Below are 20,422 nucleotides of genomic sequence, written 5' to 3'. Positions count from 1 at the left end.
TCGCGTTCGGGGCTCGTAGTGGAGCGAAGCGGCGCCGCGAAGTAATACACTCCACTGCGTTTACCTTCGCACCAGCAACACCCCTGCGAGGATGAACGCTACGCCCAGGATCCGTGGAAGCGTGACCACCGTCTTGTCGAGGCCCAGCACCCCAAAATGGTCGAACACCACCGCGGCGGTGAGTTGGGCCGCGATGGTGAGCGTCAGGGTCAGGGCAAGACCAAGCCTCGGCGCGGAGAACGCGACCGCGGCAACGAAGAACGCACCGTAGAATCCGCCGATCCATGCCCAGGGTGGCGCTTGCCGGATCGTGACGAGCGGGGTCCGGTCGACCACCGCCCAGATCGCGAGCACCAGCGCCGTTCCACCGAGGAACGAGGCGGAAGCAGCGAGCCACAAGGAGCCCGTGCTGCGAGCGAGCATGGCGTTGCTGGGGGTTTGCACGGCGACGCACAGGCCGGCGATCAGAGTCAGGAGGACAGGCAGCAGGTTCTGCATCGGTAATCGGCCCTATGCGGGATTCGTCAGACGCGGACCAGATCTCCCGGCCAGGTCATCGCCTCGCCCCGATCCATCGCCTGTTCGCCGAGCAGCGAGGCGACGCTGGCCTGATAGGCCTGCGCGAGCATCCCCGGCAGCGGCTTGCCGGATCGCACCGCCTCGCCGAACCCCTCGAACTGCAGCATCGTCTCGTCATATTCGCCCCAGCCGAGCAACTCTCCCGGCGTGGTTACCGGCAGCTCGGGGAACCAGGTGGCGCCGCCGATCGGGATGGTGCGCTTATGCCCCCGCTTGACGTCCTCCTGCATGCGCTGGAGCGCGAGGACCTTGGGCGGCACTTCCGGATAGATCCGGCCGAGCTCGGGCTCGATCGTGCCCTTGCTGCCCTGGATCTGCTCCTCGCAGCCATAGCGGGCATTGTTGAGCAGCGAGGTATAGACGAATTTGCGACCGTCCGAATATTCGTAGACCAAGGCGACATGGTCATAGACCTCGCGCCCATCCTTCCAGAAGCAGATGCTGCCCGAGCCGATCACCCGGGTCGGCGCCGCGTCGAGGAACCAGCTGCCGATCTGCAGCTGGTGCGTCGCCAGCTCGGTCATCAGCCCGGCCGACGCGTCGCGGTACAGGCGCCAGTTGATCTTGCGATCGGTACTGCCGGGCGGGATCGGACGCCGCCAGCTGGTGTTGCGGTGCCAGCTCGCCCGGATCTGGGTGACAGGGCCGATCTCGCCTGCCTTCACCCGCTTGAGCGCGGCGAGATAGGTCGGGTGGAACATACGCTGATGACCGATCTGGAGCACCTTGCGGCTGTCCTGCGATTGCTTCACCATCGCACTGCAATCCGCGATCGTGCGCGCCATCGCCTTTTCGCACCACACGTGCAGGCCGGCACCAAATGCGTCGAGCGCGAGGGGGGCATGGCTGTCGAGCGGCGTGGCGATGACGACCGCGTCGAGGCCGCCGGCGTCGAGCATCGCGCGGTGATCGGCAAAGGCCGGCGTGCCGGCAGCGACGAGCGCCCGCCCCTTCGCCAGATGCGGCTCGAAAGTGTCGCACACCGCCGCAACGGCGCAGTTGCGGGTCTTGAGGATGTTGCGGATCAGGGTCCTGCCGCGATCACCGGTCCCGATCACGCCGAGCCGCACGCGATCGCGCTGGAGCGGTTCCGCCGCCGCCGCAGAGGCCGCCCAAGGCGCGGCAGCGCTCATTCCTGCGCCGGCCGTCGCGATCAGCACGTGGTCGAGGAACGCGCGTCGCGTCAGGTCGAAATCCTTGTCGGTCATTGCAGAACCACCTCGTACGCGTGAGCGGGCATCACCGGCTCGGGACTGAAATTGAATCGAAAGCGACGCCCTTGCGCGGGGTCGAGCAGACATTCGGCCTGCGCATCGGTGGCGACCAGCAGTGCCGTGCTCATCACTTCGCCACGCGCGCCAGAGCGGTCGATCGCGACCGTCGTGCGTGCCGCCGTCACCTGCGAGCCGTCGCTCGGCCGGAGCATCGGCGAGCGCTCGGGCGCGTCTGTGCCGGCGCCCACCGTGGAGGAAATCGAGAGCGCTTCGTCGCGGAGTTCGAACTCGACCAGCGTTCGTTCGGGATCGAGCGGGTGCGGAATCGTGATCGGCCAGCCGCCGCCGAGCGGATGCGCGCCGATCACGGCGATCGAGCTTTCGCCCGCGCACAAAAATGCCGAGGCAACCCCCGCGTCGCGTAGAACATCGCCGGCCCGATCGAGCGCGAAACCCTTGCCGAACCCGCCGAAGTCGAACGCCAGTGGCAGCGACGCCGCGACACGCGCCGCCTGACGATCGAAAACAACCGCGCCCCATCCCGCCCCGGGGCGCGCGACATCGGCGGCCGGGTCGAACAGCCCGAGCGCCAACCCCTGGGCAGCCTCGATCTCGACAAGCGCATCCAGCAACAGCGGATCGTCGACCTGGCAGGGACGCCCCGCCAGCAGGCAGTCGTTGAGCGCAGTGACCGGGGACGGACGATGAATGGTCAGTGCGTCGTCGGCGCGCTCGATCGCTCGCCGCGCCGCCCGCGCCACGGCGGGGTCGGCGTTACCGAACAGGTGAAGCTCGAACCGCGTGCCCATCGCCGCGAACCGCTCGACATACATCGGAATCCCCGGCGCAGTCAGGCCTTGACCTCCCAGCCGGGCTGATAGTCCACCGACCAAAGCTTCATCGCGTCCGAGCCCTTCGGCTTGCCCGTCGCAACGTCGAGCGAGAGCTGCGAATTGGTCCGATAGGCGATGTTGCCAAGGTGGCAAAGCGCAGTGCTGATATGCCCTTCGCGGACCGGCGAAGCGAGCGCAGGCGCGCGGCCGCGGATCACGTCGACCAGATTGCCGGCATGATAGATGTCGAGCGCGCCCTCTCCCACCGTACCGGTCGTCTCCGATGTTGCCGCGGCCTTCATTTCGCGCACCAGTTTTCCCGCGAGATCGAACTGCTCGTAGCCGTTGCGATCGACCACCGCCGAGCCCTTCGTCCCGAGCAGCAGCACCCCGCGACCCCGGCCATAGCGCAGCATGCCATTGCAGCTGTTGCCGTCCCAGCGGATCGTGCGCCCTTCGGCATAGGCCAGGTCGAGCGTCAGCGTGTCGTACATCTCCCAATCGTCGCCGCGGAAGAACTGGCGCGACCCGCGCGCAGTCACGGTCTCGGGAAACTCCAGACCCATTGCCCAGCGCGCCACGTCCAGTTCGTGCATCGCGTTGTTGCAGGTCTCGCCGGTCCCGTATTTCCAGAACCAGTGCCAGTTGTAGGGCACGAGATTGGAGCGATAGGGTCCGCGCGGCCGCGGCCCTTGCCACAAGTCCCAGTCGAGATGCGCCGGCGGTGCCACTTCGTGCCCGCGCCCGATCGACACGCGGTTGTTCGCGTACCAGGTCTGCGCCTCGTAGACATTGCCCAGTTCGCCGGCCTTGACCAAAGCGACGAGCTGCTGCGTCTCGGCGCTCGATCGCTGTTGGTTGCCGACCTGGAGCTTGCGGCCAGTGCGCTGCTGCACCGCGATCAGCGCCTCGCCCTCGGCAGGCGCCATGCCGATCGGTTTTTCGAGATAGACGTGGTGGCCCGAATCCATCGCGTCGATGCCCAGCTTGGCATGCCAATGGTCGGGCGTCGCGACTGTGACGATGTCGACTGCCTTGCGATCGAACAGCCGGCGATAGTCCCGCTCGGTCTGCGGAGCCCTGTGCCCCTTGGCAGTGAATTCGGCCGCGCGCTTCGCCAGTATCTGTGAATCGACATCGACCAGATGGCTGATCTCGACATTGGGCAGCTTGGTGAAGGCGCTCATATGCGCCTGTCCGCGGCCATTCACGCCGACCACTGCCACGCGCAGCCGATCGTTCGCGCCGTTGATCCGCGCATAGCTCTTTGCGCTCATCGCCACCCCCAGCGTCGCGCCCGCGCCTTTGATCATCGTCCGGCGATTCAGCATCGGCCTCCTCCTCTCAGAATTCGCGCAGCTTGACCGAGCGGAAGTCGACGCGGTTGCCGTGGTCCTGCAGCAGGATCGGTCCCGCATCGCGCTCGCCGAAATTCGGCCATTTCGCGTATTTGCTCTGCGCGACCAGCGCGCGATAATCGGGCGACCCGCGCTCGTACTCGACCACCTTGTAGCCATTGAGCCAATGCTCGACATGGCGGCCACGGCTCACGACGACCGCGCGGTTCCATTCGCCAGGCGGGTTGAACCTTTTGTTCGTGCTGTCGGGATCGGAAAGGTTGCGCGCGGTGATCAGGTCGTAGAGCGATCCGAGTGTGCGGTTGCCGTCGCGGCCCATTTTGGCGTCGGGGTGCCGCGCATCGTCGAGCAGCTGGAATTCGAGGCCGATCGCCGAACCCTCTCCCTTGAGGAGGTCGGGGTCGACGAAATATTTGATACCGCTATTGGCCCCCGGGGTCAGCCGGAAGTCCAGCGACAGCTCGAAGTCGCGATAGTCGGCGCGCGTCGTGATGATGTCGCCGCCATTGGTCGCCTCCGCACCGTCGGCACCGTCGACCGACAGCACCCCGTCGCGGATCGACCAGCCCTTCTTCGGAAAGTCCGTCGCCCTCGCGCTGCGCCATCCCTTGGTCGTCTTGCCGTCCCACAGCAGTTTCCAGCCGGCGCGCCGCTCGGTATCGGTTAGCTGATTGGCCAGCCATCCCTGCTGTTCGAGCGGTGTCGCTTTGGAGGCGAAACGCGACGGCGCATTGGTGATGATCCGAACGTTGCGGAAGCGCACCTCGGGCTGCCGGCTCGCTTCGGTGTCGGAGATCGCGTGCACCTGAAACGCGATGAAACCGCGTGCGTCGGTGTTGTCGGCGATGTCGGCCGCCGGCACGCCGTTCAGCCAGGTACGCAGGCGATTGCCGATCGCCTCGACTCGATAATGGTTCCAGTCGCCGGGCCGAAAGGCCTTTCGCGCGGCATCGTTGCGGCCGAGCGTATAGAGCCATTGACGGCGCTGCTCGTCGTAAATGCCGGCGCTCCAGCTCCGGGCCGAGGGATCGATCTCGGCCTGATAGCCGTGCACCACTCCGCCGCGATAGTCGGGCCGGCTCTGCCCGCGGATCATCACCCCCGAATTGAGCTTCGGATCGGTCTTGGCGTCGAATTCGAGGATGAAATCGCCATAGCCGGTGTCCGACACCAGCCAGCTGTTCGTCGACCCCGGCGCAGCGCGACCAACGAGCTCGCCGTTCTCGATTTCGAACTTCGCATTGCCTCCGGTGACGTGCCACCCGGCCAGGCCTGGTACCGGGGTCAGCGCACGCCAGGGTGCGGATTCCTGCCCCACCGCGGCAGAGCTCGCGAGCGTAGCGACCAGCAGGCCGGCCGTCACCGAACAGACCAATTTGCGGAATCCCGATCCCGAAATCGAGCGCTGCGCTATTCCTGACGCCATCTCACATCCTCGCCTTGTGCCGCGCGCGTCTATCGACGCGTCTCCGCAGATTGATATTGGTCAGGCCACTTGCAACATCTATATTGCACCGCGTCCGCCTGAAAGAGCCCCGATTTGACAAGAGGCCAGACCAAATCGTCGAGTCCCCCGCTGCCGTGATTGCCAATGTGGTATGACCATGATAGCAATCCCAACATAAAGCAAAACAAAAACGGAATACCGACGACACTCCCGGGCGCGGAAACTGCCGATGTCCCCGGGTCAATGGGAGAGGGGAATGAGTCGCGATCGCTTCTACAGGTCCGGGCTGCTTGTCTCGGCTAGCCTGGCAGGCCTCCTGTCTGCCGCCTCGGCGCAAGGTCAGACGACTCCCGAGGCACCTGCACAGGACAATCAACAGGCAGCCGAATCTGCCGCACCAGGAGCCCAGGAACAGGATATCGTCGTCCAGGGCTTTCGCGCCTCCCTCGACAATGCGCTCAACCTGAAGCGCGAGGAGACCGCTGCCGTTGATTCGATTATCGCGGAGGACATCGGAAAGTTCCCGGACAGCAACCTGGCCGAATCGATGCAGCGCATCCCGGGTGTCGCCCTGTCGCGCGGTGACGGCGGCGAGGGCCGCAACATATCGGTCCGCGGCCTCGGCGCGCAGTTCACCCGAGTGCGCATCAACGGCATGGAAGGCGTGTCGCAGGTTAGTGGCACCGACATCCGCGGCGGCGTCGCCACCGGGCGCTCGTTCGACTTCGTGACCTTCCCGACCGAGATCTTCTCCTCGCTGTCGGTCCGCAAGACGTTGTCCGCCGATGTCGAGGAAGGTTCGTTGGGCGCGACGGTCGATCTGCGCGCGCCCAAGCCACTCGATCAAAAGAACGACTTCGTCTTTTCGGGCACCGCGCGCGGCATCTATAACGACATCAGCAAAAAAGCCGACCCGCGGCTGTCGGCGCTGATCTCGAAGAAGTTCGGCGACACGTTGGGCGTGCTGGGAAGCATCGCCTATTCGAAGCGTCACATCGAGGAATACGCTTATTCGGCCGTCGATGTGGTGCCGACCACCCTCTACGGTCTGGCGCAGCCTGCGGGCACGGCGAATGCCGGCGTGATCTTCCCGTTCTGCACACCAATCGGGTACGTTTACAAAGGGGCGCCGGTGGCGAGCCCCGTGGTCGGCTACACCCAGCCTAACGGCACGCCGATCGGCTCGGACGCTAACAATTGCAGCACCGGCAATCCGCGCACCAGCACGCAGGCAGCCTATGACTATATCATGAGCCGCACCGGCGTGAACGGCCGTCCGGGGGGCGGCGTTTACCTGCCGCGTCTGCCGCGACCGGTAAAGAGCACCCAGAATCAGGAGCGTCTCGCCGGCACGCTGACGCTGCAATGGAAGCCGAGCGCCGATACCGACATCTCGATCGACGGTCTCTATTCGCGCTTCAAGGTTAACCGGCTCGACCAGATGTTCGACGCACGTTCGTTCGGCCGCGCGATTTCGAACAACGGGCAGCCGCTGACGTCCGTCCGCGAGATCGAGGTCGATGATAACGGGTCGCTGATCCACGGCCTGTTCGATGGCGTCGATTTGCGTTCGGAGATGCAGGACGAGCGGTTCACCTCGACCTACCGGCAAGTGAATCTCAACGTGGACCACCGCTTCTCGGATAGCTTCCGCGTCTTCGGCCTGGCCGGCATCAACGAGTCGAAACTGGATGTGAATCGCCTGCAGGTGGCGATCGATTCGAACGATAGCCGCAACTTTTCGATCGATTTTCGCGACAACCCCGATATCCCGAAGATTGACTACGGGATCGACACCACCAACGCGGCGCTGTTCCAGTACGGCCCGCCACTTGCGAACGGCGACCAGCGTGGCCAGCTGTCGAACTTCATCCGTCGTAACACGATCACCAGCAAGACGTTCGAGCTGAACACCGAATGGAAGGCCGCGCCCGGCTTCACGGTGCAGACCGGCGGGCAGTATCGCACCAACAAATACACCGCGCGCGAGCGGCAGCTCGCCACCGGCACCCCGCTTGCCCTGCCAGCCGGCGTCGCGCTGTCGAGCTTCACCACGGTGACCAGCGGGGTAGGCAAGAATCTCGACGGGCAGCTGCAGGATTTCGTCTCTGTCGATCCCGACAAGTTCCGTAGCGTGGTCAACCTGGACAGCTACGTCTACTGTAACGTCGAGTGCGCGAAGGGCACCTATGGCGGCGTCGAGGAGAAATACTGGTCGGGCTATTGGATGTTCAAGTTCAACACCGAGAACACATTGCCCTTCACGCTGCGCGGTGATGCCGGAGTGCGCTACGTCCATACCAGGCTGGACACCTACGGTCCGATCACCGCCGCCGCGCCGGCCGGATCGCCTTACCCTTCACGCTTCGTCATCTCGCAGGTCGGTCGCAGCTACGAAGACTGGCTGCCGTCAGCAAACTTCGCGCTGGACATAACACCCAAGCTCATCGCCCGTGCGTCCGCCGCTCGCGTGATATCACGTGCGTCCTACGGAGATCTGATACCGGCAGGATCTGCCAACCTCGTCATCCAGACCGCGTCGTTCAGCAACCCGTTCCTCGAGCCGATCCGCGCCAACACGTTCGACGCCGCGCTTGAATGGTATTTCGCCCCCGGCTCACTCCTCTCGGTCGCCTATTTCTACAAGAACATCGAAAGCTACATCCAAACGACGAGCCAGCAGGTCGCGTTCCAGGACATCGGCCTGCCCTTGACGCTGCTCGAAGGCACGCAGCTGCGCCCGACCGACCAGTTCACCGTCCAGCGCCGCAACAACACGCCAGGCGGGCCGCTGCGCGGGTTCGAGCTGAACCTGCAATTGCCGTTCCGCTTTCTGCCGGGAGCGCTGCGCAATTTCGGTGCGCTCGGCAATTACACGCGCGTTCGCTCGAACATCAACTACGTCATCTCGCCTACGCTCTCGCGCACCGCGCCGCTGGTCGGCCTGTCGCCGGAGACTGCGAGCGGGACGCTCTACTACGAGGACGAGAAGTTCAGCATCCGCTCGACGGTGAACTACCGGGCGGCATTCCTTACCGCGGTGCCGAGTGGCTCGGTTGACGCCGACTCGACCTCGAACGCGAGCTCGATCTTCGTCGACGCCTCCGCCTCGTACAACATCAACGACAACATCAAGCTGATCGCCGAAGTGTCGAACATCACCAACGAGACCAATCGGCTGACCGTGGACACGGTGCGGCAGGACCCGCTGTACACGGCGTATTTCGGGCGCACCTTCGCGCTGGCGGTGAATTTTCAGTTCTGACGCTCTGCCGCGCGCGCTGGCCCCCTGGCGGGTCCGCGCGCGCGGTTCTCTCTCGATCGCACGGCCGTTGTGATGCTGATGGTTCAAACGATGCGCTGGTTCGGCGCGTCGGACCTTGGGCCGCGCGTGTCGCCTCGCCGAGCTGCGCGGAGTCGAGCGGGGAATCGCGCATGTGACGCCGGATGGCTCCAGGATTATGAAACTGCCAGACCGAGCGCGGCGAGTATGGCTGCGAAATGCGTCAGCGCCTCCGGGCTCGGACCCGGATAGTCGCCCGGTGTCGGCTGGTCGCCGATAAAGCCCATGTCCGCCTTGCCTTCGGGCAGGCTGTAGAAGCCGAGCACGAAGAGATGGCGCAGCGTGTCCATGAACGCGACCGGCTTCGCCATCATGGCGACCGGCGCCGTAACGGTGAGTGCATCGAGCAGTCCGGCGCGCTGCGCCGGCGTGATCGCAGCGAACGCGGCTCCGTGTAGTGCCCGGCTCTGCGCTTCGAGCCAGATCAGCCCGCCGAGCACCTGCTCCCGGTCCTTCCGCTGGGTCGGATAAGGCGCACTGATCCACTCGTCCACGAACGCCCCGACGCCGAGCGTGCCGGCTCCCGGCGACCGCTCGTCGGCAGGAAGGATCAGGTCGCCCAGCAGGTCGACGGTCGCGCGCTGCGCCTTGCTCAGAATCAGCGGCCAGGTCACCTTGGGCGCCATGAGGTCCGGATCGCGGCCATAGCCCTGAGCCGGCGGTGGCGGTGGCAGCGCAGCAGGCCAGTCCACGACGACAGTGAACGGTGGCGGGTGCCCTGCCGCCATCGCGGGCGGCGTCCAGCGGGCGAGCGGCAGCGCCGCCGCGGCCATCATCCACTGCAGCGTTTCGCGGCGCGACGGCGTCATGCGAAGGCTCCCGATTTGAAACGGGCGGCAAGCCGCTCGGATGCGCGCAACGCCAGCGCCAAAATGGTGAGCGTCGGGTTCTTGTGCGCTCCCGAGGCGAAGATCGCGCCGTCCATCAACACCAGATTGGTGACGTCCCAGGTCTGGCCATAGCTGTCGACCACCGAGGAGCGTGCATCGGCGCCCATCCGCGCGCTGCCCAGTTCGTGGATGATCTCGCCACCCGCGGTGATCAGCTTTTCAGGTGGTAGTTCGGGATCGAGGATCGTGGCGTTCATTCGCTTGAACACCGCATGCGCGGTCCGCCGCCCGTGCGCGACCTGGTTAAGTTCGTGCTGCGACCAGCGGAAGGCGAAGCGCAATACTGGAATGCCGAACCGGTCCCTTACTCCCGGATCGATCTCGCAATAGGTGTCCTTGTTGGGGATCATCTCGCCGCGCAAGGTCATTCCGATCGTCGCGCCCGAGGCCGTGCGGACTGCTTTCTTCAGCCCCGCTCCCCAGACTCGCGGCAAGGCCGCGGCAGGCGGGATGCCGAACCGGCCGCCGATCTCGAAATGATAACCGCGCGCAAAGTCCAGTTCGCCGCGCTTCTGCTCCTCGTACAGCCAGAACGGAATGTACACGTGCTGCCCGCCGATGCCGTCCTCATTGTAGCGCGGACGATCGGCAAGCGCAGGGACATAAGCGCGGAACGAGGCGCCGGTCGAATCGGTGAGATTGCGCCCGAGCTGGCCGGAGGCGTTGGCGAGGCCGGCGGGACCGTCGCCGGAATTGAGCAGGAGCCGCGTCGTCTCGCAGGTTCCCGCCGCCAGGATTACTGCCCGCGCGTTGACCTGGTGGCGAGCGCCGGTCTTGCGATCGACATATTCGACCCCCGCAGCGCGACCCGCACCTGCCATCGTCACCCTGGAGACCATCGCATCGGTGACGATCGTCAGATTGCCGGTGGCCTTCGCCATCGGCAGGAACGAAGTCGTAGTCTGGAACATCGCGCCGATCGTGCAGCCGCGGGTGCACGGTGTCGCGTTGAAGCAGGCGCTGCGCGGTGCGACCTTGTCGGGCATGTCGCGCGTGATCACCGCCGTGTGCGCCGTCCGCACCGGGATCCCCATGCTCTCGCACGTCGCCTTGAGGAGCATTTCCGGCACACGCGGTTTCGGAGGCGGCATCAGGCAGCTCGGCGGCGAGTCTGGATGGTTCTCCAGCTCGATCCGCCCGCCATTTACTCCGATCATCCGCTCGACGCGGTCGTAGAATGGCGCGACATCGTCATACCCGATCGGCCAGTCGACCCCCAACCCATCGCGCGAGAAGGGCTTGAAATCGTAAGGGCCCCAGCGCGGCACGTGGCGGCCCCAATGATTGGTCCGCCCGCCGAGCATCCGGGAGCGGTACCAGCGAAAGTTCGTGCCCTCGCGCATGGTGTAGGGCTCGCCGTCGACCTCCCAACCGCCCCCCACGGTCGCGTCGAAATAGCCGAACGGCTTGTCGGGCGTGGATGCCCCGCGCAGGGGAGCGTCACTCTCGGGTGCGAACATATTGACTTCGGCCTGGGGGTCATAGTCGCGACCCGCCTCGAGCATCAGGCAATGCAGACCCGCTTTGGTCAGGCTATAGGCCGCCATCCCCCCGGCGGCACCCGAGCCGACGATGATGACATCGGCTGCCGTCGCCGCGGGATCGAACGGGGCCGCCGTCATTGGGCGCTCGCGCCGAGCTTGCGGATCTTGATGTTGCGGAATGCGACGGGCTCGCCGTGATCCTGCAGGCCGATCACGCCGCTCGGGAAGGTGCCGAACAGCGGCATCGCGGCGAACTTCGACGCCGCCACGCGCTTGCGCCAGGCGTCATTGCCGAAGGGCACGTCGGCGGTGAGCGTGCCGTTCAGCCATTGGCGGATACGGCCCCGCTCGACCCGCAGCCGCGCGTGGTTCCAGCTCCCGGCGGGGCGCGCCGCGCTAAGCCGCGGCACCGTGATATCATAGAGCGAACCGGCGCGGTGGGACGGGATCTTCCCGTCGGGATGCCCGTCATTGTCGAGGACCTGCATCTCGATACCGGTCTCGTAGATGTTCCTCGTCCCGGGCGTGTTGCGGGCAAGGTAGAATACGCCGCTGTTGCCGCCACGCTCGACCTTCCAGTCGAGCGCCAGTTCGAAGGCGCCGTAGCTGTCGGCGGTGACAAGATCGCCCCCGCTCATCTCGCCGGTTTTCGATGTGAGAACGAGTGCCCCGTCGTGCACCGCCCAGTTTGGCGACGCCGCACCGCCGCCAAAGGAGCGCCAGCCGCCGAGGTCGCTGCCGTTGAACAGCAATTGCCAGCCTTCGGCGCGTTCGCTGGCCGTGAGCGTGTTGGGTGCGACCGCCTTCTGGCCGGCCAGCGCGGGCGTGGTCACCACCTCAAAAAGGCAAAGGCCCGCAATGGTCAATCTATGCATCAGGTCTCTCCCATCGCGCGATCGTCTCCACGCGGGCGATCGCATTGACAACGCAGCCTCGTCACGATTCACCAGAATTGTGCGCCAGTGAAGCGAAACGACCACAGCTTGGCACCGTAACTCCGACGACCACTTGGTCGCAATAATAAACGAATTTTGTTTTTTGGTTTCTGCTGCAGATTTCCTTCGATCTCTGATCGCTCTGTAGCCATCAATCGCACAGATTATGTGACATTCGCTCGGACACCGCGTGGCTGCCAAGTAGCGGCTCGCCGCTGCCTACGCGATTCATCATCCAGATGCCGTGCCGTTTCCGGCAGGGCACAGAGGCTGCCAATGATCCGGGCAGCCGCGCTGCGACCAGTCCCTACCGCGCCGCGGTGGGGCTGCAGCCGAACCGGCGCTTGAAGCTGCGGTTGAAATAGGAGATGTCGCCGAAACCGACTTCGAATGCGATATCGCCGATGCGCCTGTCATTGAAGCGCGGATCGCTCAGCATCGATTTGGCGTCCTGCAGGCGCAATTCCAGGATGCGCTCGGAAAACCCGATTCCGGTGGCCCTCAGTAAATCCTGAACGTAGCGCTGGGACAGGCCAAGCTGCAGTCCGACGAGAGGCGCGGAGAGAGCGGGGTTGCGATAGTTACTGCGGATCTGGTTCAGGATTGCCTGCAGGCGTGCGACCCTCAGCCCCCGCATGCCGGCGAGTTCAGCTTCGTCACCCTTGGCGCCGGTGACGAGGCCGACAAGGTCCACGATCGTGGTGGAGATGTGGTCCAGCGCGGCTGATCCGAGCGGCAATATGCCGGCATCGAGCATCTGGAGATAGCTCCGCATGAGCCGCAAGGTTTCGTGGTCCGGGGCGATCACGAGGCCTTGCTTGTCGTCGATCCGGGCGAACGCGCTCTGAAGCAGTGTCCTGGGCAGGGATAGATTGACCCAGGTGTTGTTGGCGCCGCCGGTGAAGTCTTGTGGCTCCGCAGCGTCAAGGAACGCGCCCCCCGGCGCCAATTCCAGTTCGCGGGTCTTGTACGTCCCGGCTATCGCCGTTGGGCCGAGATTGATGACCAGTGAATAGCTGTCGTGTTTGTCATGGCGGATGCTCTGCGTTGTGCGGGCCACGCGATTGATCGTCCCGGACATCTTTGCATAGATCACCGATCCGATGGATGCGGCCTCGAAGGTCGCGTCGAAGGGGCTGTCCTCCGAGATGCCGAACTCCACGGCTGCGATCTCGGACGCATAGATATCGCGCCACAGATTGAAGCGCGCCCGGTGGCTCAGATGCTCGGGAAGGTCCGCAGAGGAAAACACATGTCTCGGTGGCACGGCAGGCCTCTCTTCTCGGTCGAAACTCCCGGTTTCGAGAAAGCGTGTTTGGCTGCTGGTCAGAGCAGCGGCTGCGTGGATTCAGCATGCGTTCCGGGCGGAGGCTGCCCAGAGGGAAATTGGCGTATCGTGCTTGGCACGAGGGCGACTGATGGAGCCGGACGTGTATCCACGCGCGGGCGCGGGTGTCGTCACCCCAAAGTATGACGCCGTGAAATTCGTACCCTAGCCGAAAAGCAGCGTTCGCACCGGGCAGCGCATCGCGCTGACGACGGGGCGGCTCCCGCTGACGGAGCGCCGAGTTCGAGCTCCTTTCAATGCGTGTCCGCGGCTGGATTGCCCCTTTTTTCGGCCGTCTCGAGACTTGCGCCGGGGAGCGGACACACGTGTTTCGCTATGAAATCTCCCACGACGGCAGAAAAAGCGACAACGCGTGCCGTGGTCCTAATCGAGTGCGGCCTCGTCCAAGACCCCTCGAAAATCCGGTGACATAGCCCCCGCAAGCACACTGATTATCACGTCGGGGACTAATATGCGCACGAACAAGTATCCAAACCGCAAGATTGCGGCGTTGAGGCATCTTGCACTGGCCTCTACGGCAATAGTCGGCATCGTCCTGCCGATGAGCGCAGCGGCTCAGAACTGGGTGGGCGGACCGGGAGGCCCCCTTACCGGCGGCGACTGGTTCAATGCATCGAACTGGGATCCCGCGTCTGTCCCGACGTCTGTCACCGATGTGACGATCGATACGACAATCCCTGCGGCGACTTTCATCGATGGCGGAAACGCGCAGGCGGATACCATCGTCATCGGCGAGAGTGCCGAAGGCGCGCTGGGGGTTCTGAACGGCGGAACACTTTCCACCAATCATGGTGTGCTCGGCAACGGTGCCGGCTCCATCGGCACCGTGACGATACAAGGGGCCGGCTCGACCTGGTCCAACGGCGGCAGCCTCACCATCGGTGGCTCCGGCCACGGCGCCCTGAACATTACCAATGGCGCGGTCAGCAACGTGGGGCTTGGACTCATCGGTGATGGCCCCGGATCGACGGGCACGGTGACCGTCGCCGGTGCGGGTTCGACCTGGACCAATACCGATGATCTGGTGCTTGGGGTACGCGGCGACGGGACATTGAATATCCTGAATGGCGGTGTAATCACTGCTGGCGGCGGGTTGCTTGGCAATTTTGGCAGCGGCTCATCGGGCACGATGATCGTCGATGGCGCCGGCTCTAAGTTCACCTCCGCTGGTGCCTTTTATGTCGGATTCAACGGCAGCGGCGCGCTGAAGGTCTCTCACCGTGCGTCGGTCAGCAACGGTAACGGTATTCTCGGGAGCGCGGCCGGCGCTGTTGGACAGGCGGCAATCGACGGCGCAGGCTCGACCTGGACCAACAGCGGCAGCCTCACCATCGGTGGTTCCGGCCACGGCGCCCTGAACATTACCAATGGCGGTACGGTCAGCAACGTGGGGCTTGGACTCGTCGGTGATGGCCTCGGATCGACGGGTATGGTGACTGTCGCTGGCGCGGGTTCGACCTGGACCAACACCGATGATCTGGTGCTTGGCGTGCGCGGCGACGGGACGTTGCACGTCATAAATGGGGGTGTAGTCACTGCGGGCAGCACGTTGCTAGGTAATTTTGGCAGCGGCTCATCGGGCGTGATGATCGTGGATGGTCCCGATTCGATGTTTACCTCGGCCGGTGCCTTTTATGTCGGATTCAATGGCAGCGGCGCGCTGACAGTCTCTAATCTTGCTTCAGTCACCAGCGACAGCGCCATTCTCGGTAGCGCGACCGGCGCTATTGGGCTGGCCGTTATCGATGGCGCAGGCTCGACCTGGACCAACACCAATTCGTTGACCGTTGGAGCGTCCGGCGCAGGCACCCTGAACATTCTGAACGGCGCGTCCGTCAGCAATGCGCACGCGTCCGTTGGGCTAAACAGTGGTGCATCCGGCGTGGTCAAGGTCGACGGAACAGGTTCGTTGTGGACCAATGCCGCAATTTTGAATGTGGGTTCGAGCGGCACCGGCAATTTGACGATTTCGGACGGTGGTCGCGTCAAAAGTGCTGAAGGGGCGGTCGGCCTTTTCGGCCAGGGGAAGGTGGCGGTCTCGGACGCAGGGTCAGATTGGTCCAACGCCGGTGATCTGACGGTCGGGTATTTTTCCTACACCGGCACGCTGACGGTCGCGAACGGCGGCACGGTCGGCAGCGGAGCCGGCTATATCGGCCGCAACGCTGGCGGCACAGGGTTTGTTACGGTCGATGGCGCAGGCTCGACCTGGACCAACACCGCAGATCTCACTGTCGGTAACGACGGTAAAGGCACGTTGACCATTTCAAACGGCGGCGTGGTCAGCAGCAACGCAGGTTATATCGGTTTCAACTCGGGATCTACCGGCCTGGTGACGGTCACGGGCATGGGTTCGACCTGGACGAGCGGTATAGCTCTCGATGTCGGCTATAATGGCACCGGCGCGCTGACCATCGCTGCGGGTGGAACGGTGACGTCGGATTCCGGCAACATTGGCCTGTTTGCCGGGGGGGCGGTACGGTGACCGTCGACGGCGCCGGGTCGGCCCTCACCTTTGCCAAAGACCTTGTCTTGGGCTTTAGTGGCGGCGCGGGCATCTTGACGATTCAGAATGGCGGCAACGTCGCCAATCAGAACGGCACGCTGGGCTCCCAGCCCGGCTCGGTGGGCACGGCGCACGTCGCCGGGGCGGGGTCGACCTGGACCCATGCCGGAAACCTCGTTGTCGGCCACCACGCCGCTGGAACGCTTGTCGTGTCGAGTGGCGGCATGGTGGCAAGTACCTCTGGCATTGTCGGCCGGTTCGACGATTCTATTGGTATGATAACCGTCACCGGCGCGGGCTCGGCATGGACCAACAGTGCCGATCTCACTGTCGGCGGCGACGGCCCCGGCACGCTGACAATCGCCAATGGCGGATCGGTGTCGGCGGGTGGCATGGTCACCCTGGCGGCCAATGTCGGCTCGAGCGGTGATCTGAATATCGGTGGTTCGGTCGGCGCGGCCGCCACCGGCGCCGGCGCGCTCGGCGCGGCGAACGTTCACTTCGGCGCGGGCGCGGGGCGCATCAACTTCAACCACACGGGCGCCAACTTCGCTTTCTCCGCCGCGATGAGCGGTGCGGGCACGCTCAATCACCTGGCCGGCGCAACCCACCTCACGGGCGACTCGAGCGGCTATACGGGTCCCACCCACGTTCTCGGCGGCACGCTGCTGGTGGACGGCAAGCTCGGGGGCGGTGCGGTCGACGTTCAGACTGGCGGCACATTAAGCGGCATCGGCATGATCGGCGGGACGGTGACCATCGCCTCGGGCGGCACGCTCAGTGGGCTGCAGGGCCAGATGCTCACCGTGCAGAATCTCGATCTCGCGGGCGGCGTAAACGTCGATGTGACGTTGAGCACTCCCGGCGGCGCTGCGCTGTTCCACATCACCAACGACCTGACGCTGGACGGCACGCTGAACATCACTTCCGGCGGCATCTTCGGCCCGGGCATCTACAGCTTGATGACCTATGGCGGCGCCCTGACCGATAACGGTCTGGACGTCGGAACCACGCCCAGCGGTACGACGACGAACGACTTCGCCGTGCAAACTGCGGTCGCCGGACAGGTAAACCTGATCAGCACCGCCTTGCCAAATCTAGGTTTCTGGGACGGCGACGCGGCAGGTTCGGCCGACAACAACGCTATCGATGGCGGGTCGGGCGTCTGGAGCGCGACCTCGACGAACTGGACCGATTTCAACGGCACGATCAACGGGGTGATGCACCCCCAACCCGGTTTCGTCATCTTCCAGGGCCTCGCGGGAACGGTGACGGCCGATGCCAGCGCCGGCGTGATCGCGGTCACGGGAATGCAGTTCGCCAGCGACGGCTATCAGATCAACGGTGCGCCGATCACGTTGGCCGATGCCAATTCCATCATCCGGGTCGGTGACGGTTCGGCGGCGGGCGCCAATTTCACGGCGACCATCGGTTCGGTGCTGACCGGCACGGGTGGTCTGAACAAGACCGACCTGGGTACGCTGATCCTGACTGCCGACAATGACTATGCCGGCGGCACGACGATCACCGGGGGCACGCTGCAACTGGGCAATGGCGGGACGAGCGGCTCGGTCACGGGCGACATCGTCGATAACGGCACGCTGATCTTCAACCGTTCCGACCTGACGACCTTCGCGGGTGCGATCTCCGGCGCCGGCACGATCAGGCAGAGCGGTACGGGCACGACCAACCTGACCGGCAATTCGGGCGCGTTCACGGGCATGATCACCGTCAACGGCGGCGGCCTCGGCATCATGAGCGGCGGCGCGCTGAATGCCGGCAGCTTCTATGCGGCGCTCGACGCGGGTTCGACCGGCGCGGTGGCTGTGGATGGCGTGGGTTCGTCACTGACCAGCACCGGGCCGCTGGTCATCGGCGCGGGTGGCGCGGGAACCCTGACCGTGGGCAATGGCGCTACGGTGAGCGATAACCAGGCGTTCGTTGGCTACCTCGCCGGCTCCAGTGGGACAGCGACGGTCGATGGTGCGGGTTCGATCTGGGCGACCACCAACGACCTGACCATTGGCTCGGCGGGTTCCGGCACGCTGAACATCGCCAATGGCGGTTCGGTCACCAGCGCTTCTGGCAATCTGGGCGCCGCCGCGGGCGCGCAGGGCACGGTGACCGTCAGCGGCGCCGGCTCGAGCTGGATCAACAGCGGGGAGATCGGCATCGGTGGAAGCGGCACGGGTGTGCTGACGATCGGGAATGGCGGCAAGGTCCGCAGCGACTTCGGTAGTTTGGGTGTAAACGTCGGTGCAATCGGGACGGCGGCCGTTAACGGCGCGGGTTCGATCTGGACCAACACCGACGATCTCATCGTGGGTGCGCGCGGGACCGGCACGCTGACGATCGCGAATGGCGGTGCTGCCAGCAACATCGATGGCGTTCTGGGCCATGACCCAGGCGCGAGCGGCTCGGTGACAGTCGATGGTGTCGGCTCGACCTGGACCAACAGCGGCAATGTTTTTGTCGGCGGCAGCGGCGTCGGCACGCTGAACATCGTCAACGGCGGCGCGGTCAGCGGGGTGATCGGCAATCTGGGTTTCGGTGCGGGATCGATCGGCACCGCAACGGTGGATGGCGTGGGCTCGACCTGGACCAACACCGGCAATTTGAATGTCGGCGCCGACGGCTCGGGCACATTGACGATCGCCAATGACGGTGCGGTGTCGGCGGGTGAGGCGTTCGTCGTGGCCGGCAATGCGGGCTCGACCGGCGTTCTCAACATCGGCGCCGCAGCGGGTTCGCCTGCAGCCGGGGCTGGCGCCCTGAACGCCGCAAATCTGCAGTTCGGCAACGGCAGCGGCGTAGTCAACTTCAACCACAATGCTACCAACTACCTGTTCGCGACGAACATGGCGGGCGCCGGCACGATCAACCAGCTCGCCGGCAACACCAACCTGACGGGCAGCTCGAACGGGTTCGTTGGCGCGGTCAACGTCAAGGGCGGCCGCCTGGCGGTGAACGGTTCGCTGGCAGGTGGCCAGGTGACCGTCAGCAACGGCGCCACGCTCGGTGGAAACGGCGTCATCGGCAGCCTCACGGCGCAGTCCGGATCGATCATTGCGCCGGGCAACTCGATCGGCACGCTGAACGTCGCCGGCAATGCCAGCTTCGCCAGCGGCTCGACCTATCAGGTCGAGCTCACCTCCACCGGCCTCAGCGATCTGATCAACGTGGCAGGTGCCACGAGCATTGCGAACGGTGCGCGTCTGAGCGTCGTCAAGACCGATGCCGCACCCTACGTCCTCGGCACCCACTATACCGTGCTGAAGGCGGCTGGCGGCGTGACCGGCAGCTACACGTTCGACAATCTCCAGCTGACCAACTTCATCGGCCTGGTCGCCGGCGCAGATGCCAGCAGCGTGTATCTCGATGTCGCCAAGACCAAGACCTTCGGGTCCGCCGGCGCAACGCCGAACGAGACGGCGACGGGCCAGGGGCTGGACAGCCTGCCGCTGACCTCGGTCCTGGTCGGCGCGGTCGCGAACCTGCCGACCGATGCTGCCGCACAGGGCGCGTTCAATCAGCTTTCGGGCGAAATCCATGCCTCGATGGCGAGCGGGATGGTCGAGGACGGCAGGATCGTGCGGGAATCGATGCTCGACCGCCTGCGCGGCTCGATCGACTCGCTGCCGGCGACGGCCGATGGCCGCGTCTCGGTCTGGGGCCGTGGCTTCGGATCGAGGGGCCGCTTGGGGGGTGACGGCAACGCCGCATCCATCAAGCACGACGATAGCGGCTTCCTGATGGGCGTCGACGGCATGGTCGGCAGCGACTGGCGGATCGGTTTTGTCGGTGGCTACAGCCATTCGACGGTCCAGGATGCGGCTCGCGCATCCTCGGGCAAGAGCGACAATTACCATGTCGGTGTCTATGGCGGCGCGCAACTGGGCAAGCTCGGCCTTCGGTCGGGCCTCGCCTACACGCTGCACGACGTAACGACGACGCGGGCCGTCGCCTTCGCCGGCATCTCGGATGCGCTGCGTGGCGAGTATCAGGCGCGGACCACCCAAGCGTTTGGCGAGATCGCCTATGCCCTTCCTATGGGCAAGGCCTCTCTCGAGCCTTTCGCCAACCTTGCCTATGTCGACCACGGGGCGGGCGGCTTTGCTGAAAAGGGCGGCGCGGCGGCGCTTTCCGGCAAGGGAGGGCAGGCGAATGTCACCTTCTCGACCGCCGGCTTGCGGGGCGTATCGCAATTCGAGCTGGGCGGTGGCGCCCTGGTCAAGGCGCGCGGTGCGATCGGATGGCGGCACGCTTTCGGGGACGTCGCGCCCGAGGCGACAATGGCCTTCATGGGCGGTTCTTCCTTTGACATCGGCGGTGCGCCGATCGTCAGGGAGGGGGCGGTAATCGATCTCGGTGCCGATGTGGAGCTCAGCGACAAAACCAATTTGGGCCTCTCTTATGGGGGGCAGTTCGGATCGGGTTCCTCCAGCAACTCCCTGCGCGCCACGCTCGCCGTGAAGTTCTGAGGCG

General features: G+C 65.0%; 12 protein-coding genes and 1 pseudogene. 4 read left to right on the top strand and 9 right to left on the bottom strand.

Annotated features, from left to right (window positions below):
• Nucleotides 1–60: 60 nt before the first annotated feature.
• Genes CVN68_RS11780 through CVN68_RS11760 form a run of 5 tightly spaced genes read right to left on the bottom strand, consistent with a single transcriptional unit; the run spans nucleotide 61 to nucleotide 5,410 of the window.
• On the bottom strand, nucleotides 61–498 hold the full coding sequence (locus tag CVN68_RS11780; RefSeq protein ID WP_100282378.1) for a DMT family transporter: 438 nt from the start codon (nucleotides 496–498) through the stop codon (nucleotides 61–63).
• 26 nt (nucleotides 499–524) lie between these two features.
• Nucleotides 525–1,787, bottom strand: a complete 1,263-nt coding sequence (locus CVN68_RS11775) for a Gfo/Idh/MocA family protein (RefSeq protein ID WP_100282377.1) — start codon at nucleotides 1,785–1,787, stop codon at nucleotides 525–527.
• Complete coding sequence (locus CVN68_RS11770; protein ID WP_100282376.1) at nucleotides 1,784–2,626, bottom strand: FAD:protein FMN transferase; 843 nt, start codon at nucleotides 2,624–2,626, stop codon at nucleotides 1,784–1,786. Before CVN68_RS11770 ends, CVN68_RS11775 begins: the two co-directional genes overlap by 4 nt.
• Nucleotides 2,627–2,643: 17 nt before the next feature.
• Nucleotides 2,644–3,957 (bottom strand): Gfo/Idh/MocA family protein, encoded by a 1,314-nt coding sequence (locus tag CVN68_RS11765; protein ID WP_100282375.1) that lies wholly within the window; start codon nucleotides 3,955–3,957, stop codon nucleotides 2,644–2,646.
• A 13-nt stretch (nucleotides 3,958–3,970) separates the two neighbouring features.
• The gene (locus tag CVN68_RS11760) at nucleotides 3,971–5,410 is read right to left on the bottom strand and encodes a 3-keto-disaccharide hydrolase (protein WP_100282374.1); all 1,440 of its coding nucleotides are present in this window, start codon (nucleotides 5,408–5,410) and stop codon (nucleotides 3,971–3,973) included.
• A 277-nt stretch (nucleotides 5,411–5,687) separates the two neighbouring features.
• Between CVN68_RS11760 and CVN68_RS11755 the strand changes: the two genes are divergently transcribed.
• Nucleotides 5,688–8,696 (top strand): TonB-dependent receptor, encoded by a 3,009-nt coding sequence (locus CVN68_RS11755; protein ID WP_100282373.1) that lies wholly within the window; start codon nucleotides 5,688–5,690, stop codon nucleotides 8,694–8,696.
• 194 nt (nucleotides 8,697–8,890) lie between these two features.
• Here CVN68_RS11755 and CVN68_RS11750 read toward each other — a convergent pair whose 3' ends face one another.
• The 4 genes from CVN68_RS11750 to CVN68_RS11735 form a co-directional block, all read right to left on the bottom strand.
• Complete coding sequence (locus CVN68_RS11750) at nucleotides 8,891–9,583, bottom strand: gluconate 2-dehydrogenase subunit 3 family protein (RefSeq protein WP_100282372.1); 693 nt, start codon at nucleotides 9,581–9,583, stop codon at nucleotides 8,891–8,893.
• Nucleotides 9,580–11,286, bottom strand: coding sequence for a GMC family oxidoreductase (locus CVN68_RS11745; RefSeq protein WP_100282371.1), 1,707 nt, complete (start codon nucleotides 11,284–11,286; stop codon nucleotides 9,580–9,582). Before CVN68_RS11745 ends, CVN68_RS11750 begins: the two co-directional genes overlap by 4 nt.
• Nucleotides 11,283–12,023 carry a 3-keto-disaccharide hydrolase gene (locus CVN68_RS11740; protein ID WP_158298846.1) on the bottom strand — a complete coding sequence of 247 codons (741 nt, stop codon included), beginning with the start codon at nucleotides 12,021–12,023 and terminating at the stop codon, nucleotides 11,283–11,285. The genes CVN68_RS11745 and CVN68_RS11740 overlap by 4 nt, the downstream gene beginning before the upstream one ends.
• Before the next feature lie 367 nt (nucleotides 12,024–12,390).
• Nucleotides 12,391–13,245 carry an AraC family transcriptional regulator gene (locus tag CVN68_RS11735; protein ID WP_199560067.1) on the bottom strand — a complete coding sequence of 285 codons (855 nt, stop codon included), beginning with the start codon at nucleotides 13,243–13,245 and terminating at the stop codon, nucleotides 12,391–12,393.
• Between the two features lie 637 nt (nucleotides 13,246–13,882).
• On the opposite strand from CVN68_RS11735, the gene CVN68_RS11730 reads away from it, so the two are divergent.
• The 3 genes and pseudogenes from CVN68_RS11730 (at nucleotide 13,883) to CVN68_RS11725 (ending at nucleotide 20,418) form a co-directional block, all read left to right on the top strand.
• Nucleotides 13,883–15,916, top strand: a complete 2,034-nt coding sequence (locus CVN68_RS11730; RefSeq protein ID WP_100282368.1) for a hypothetical protein — start codon at nucleotides 13,883–13,885, stop codon at nucleotides 15,914–15,916.
• Nucleotides 15,913–15,969: pseudogene (locus CVN68_RS24460) on the top strand (hypothetical protein); the annotation flags it as partial. The gene CVN68_RS11730 and the pseudogene CVN68_RS24460, both read left to right, overlap by 4 nt.
• Nucleotides 15,970–15,990: 21 nt before the next feature.
• Nucleotides 15,991–20,418, top strand: coding sequence for an autotransporter domain-containing protein (locus CVN68_RS11725; protein WP_233503313.1), 4,428 nt, complete (start codon nucleotides 15,991–15,993; stop codon nucleotides 20,416–20,418).
• Nucleotides 20,419–20,422: the final 4 nt, after the last annotated feature.

This window comes from Sphingomonas psychrotolerans, assembly GCF_002796605.1.
GTDB lineage: Bacteria > Pseudomonadota > Alphaproteobacteria > Sphingomonadales > Sphingomonadaceae > Sphingomonas > Sphingomonas psychrotolerans.
The sequence above is the reverse complement of the archived record's forward strand: the minus strand, read 5'-3'. Positions and strand labels throughout refer to the sequence as shown.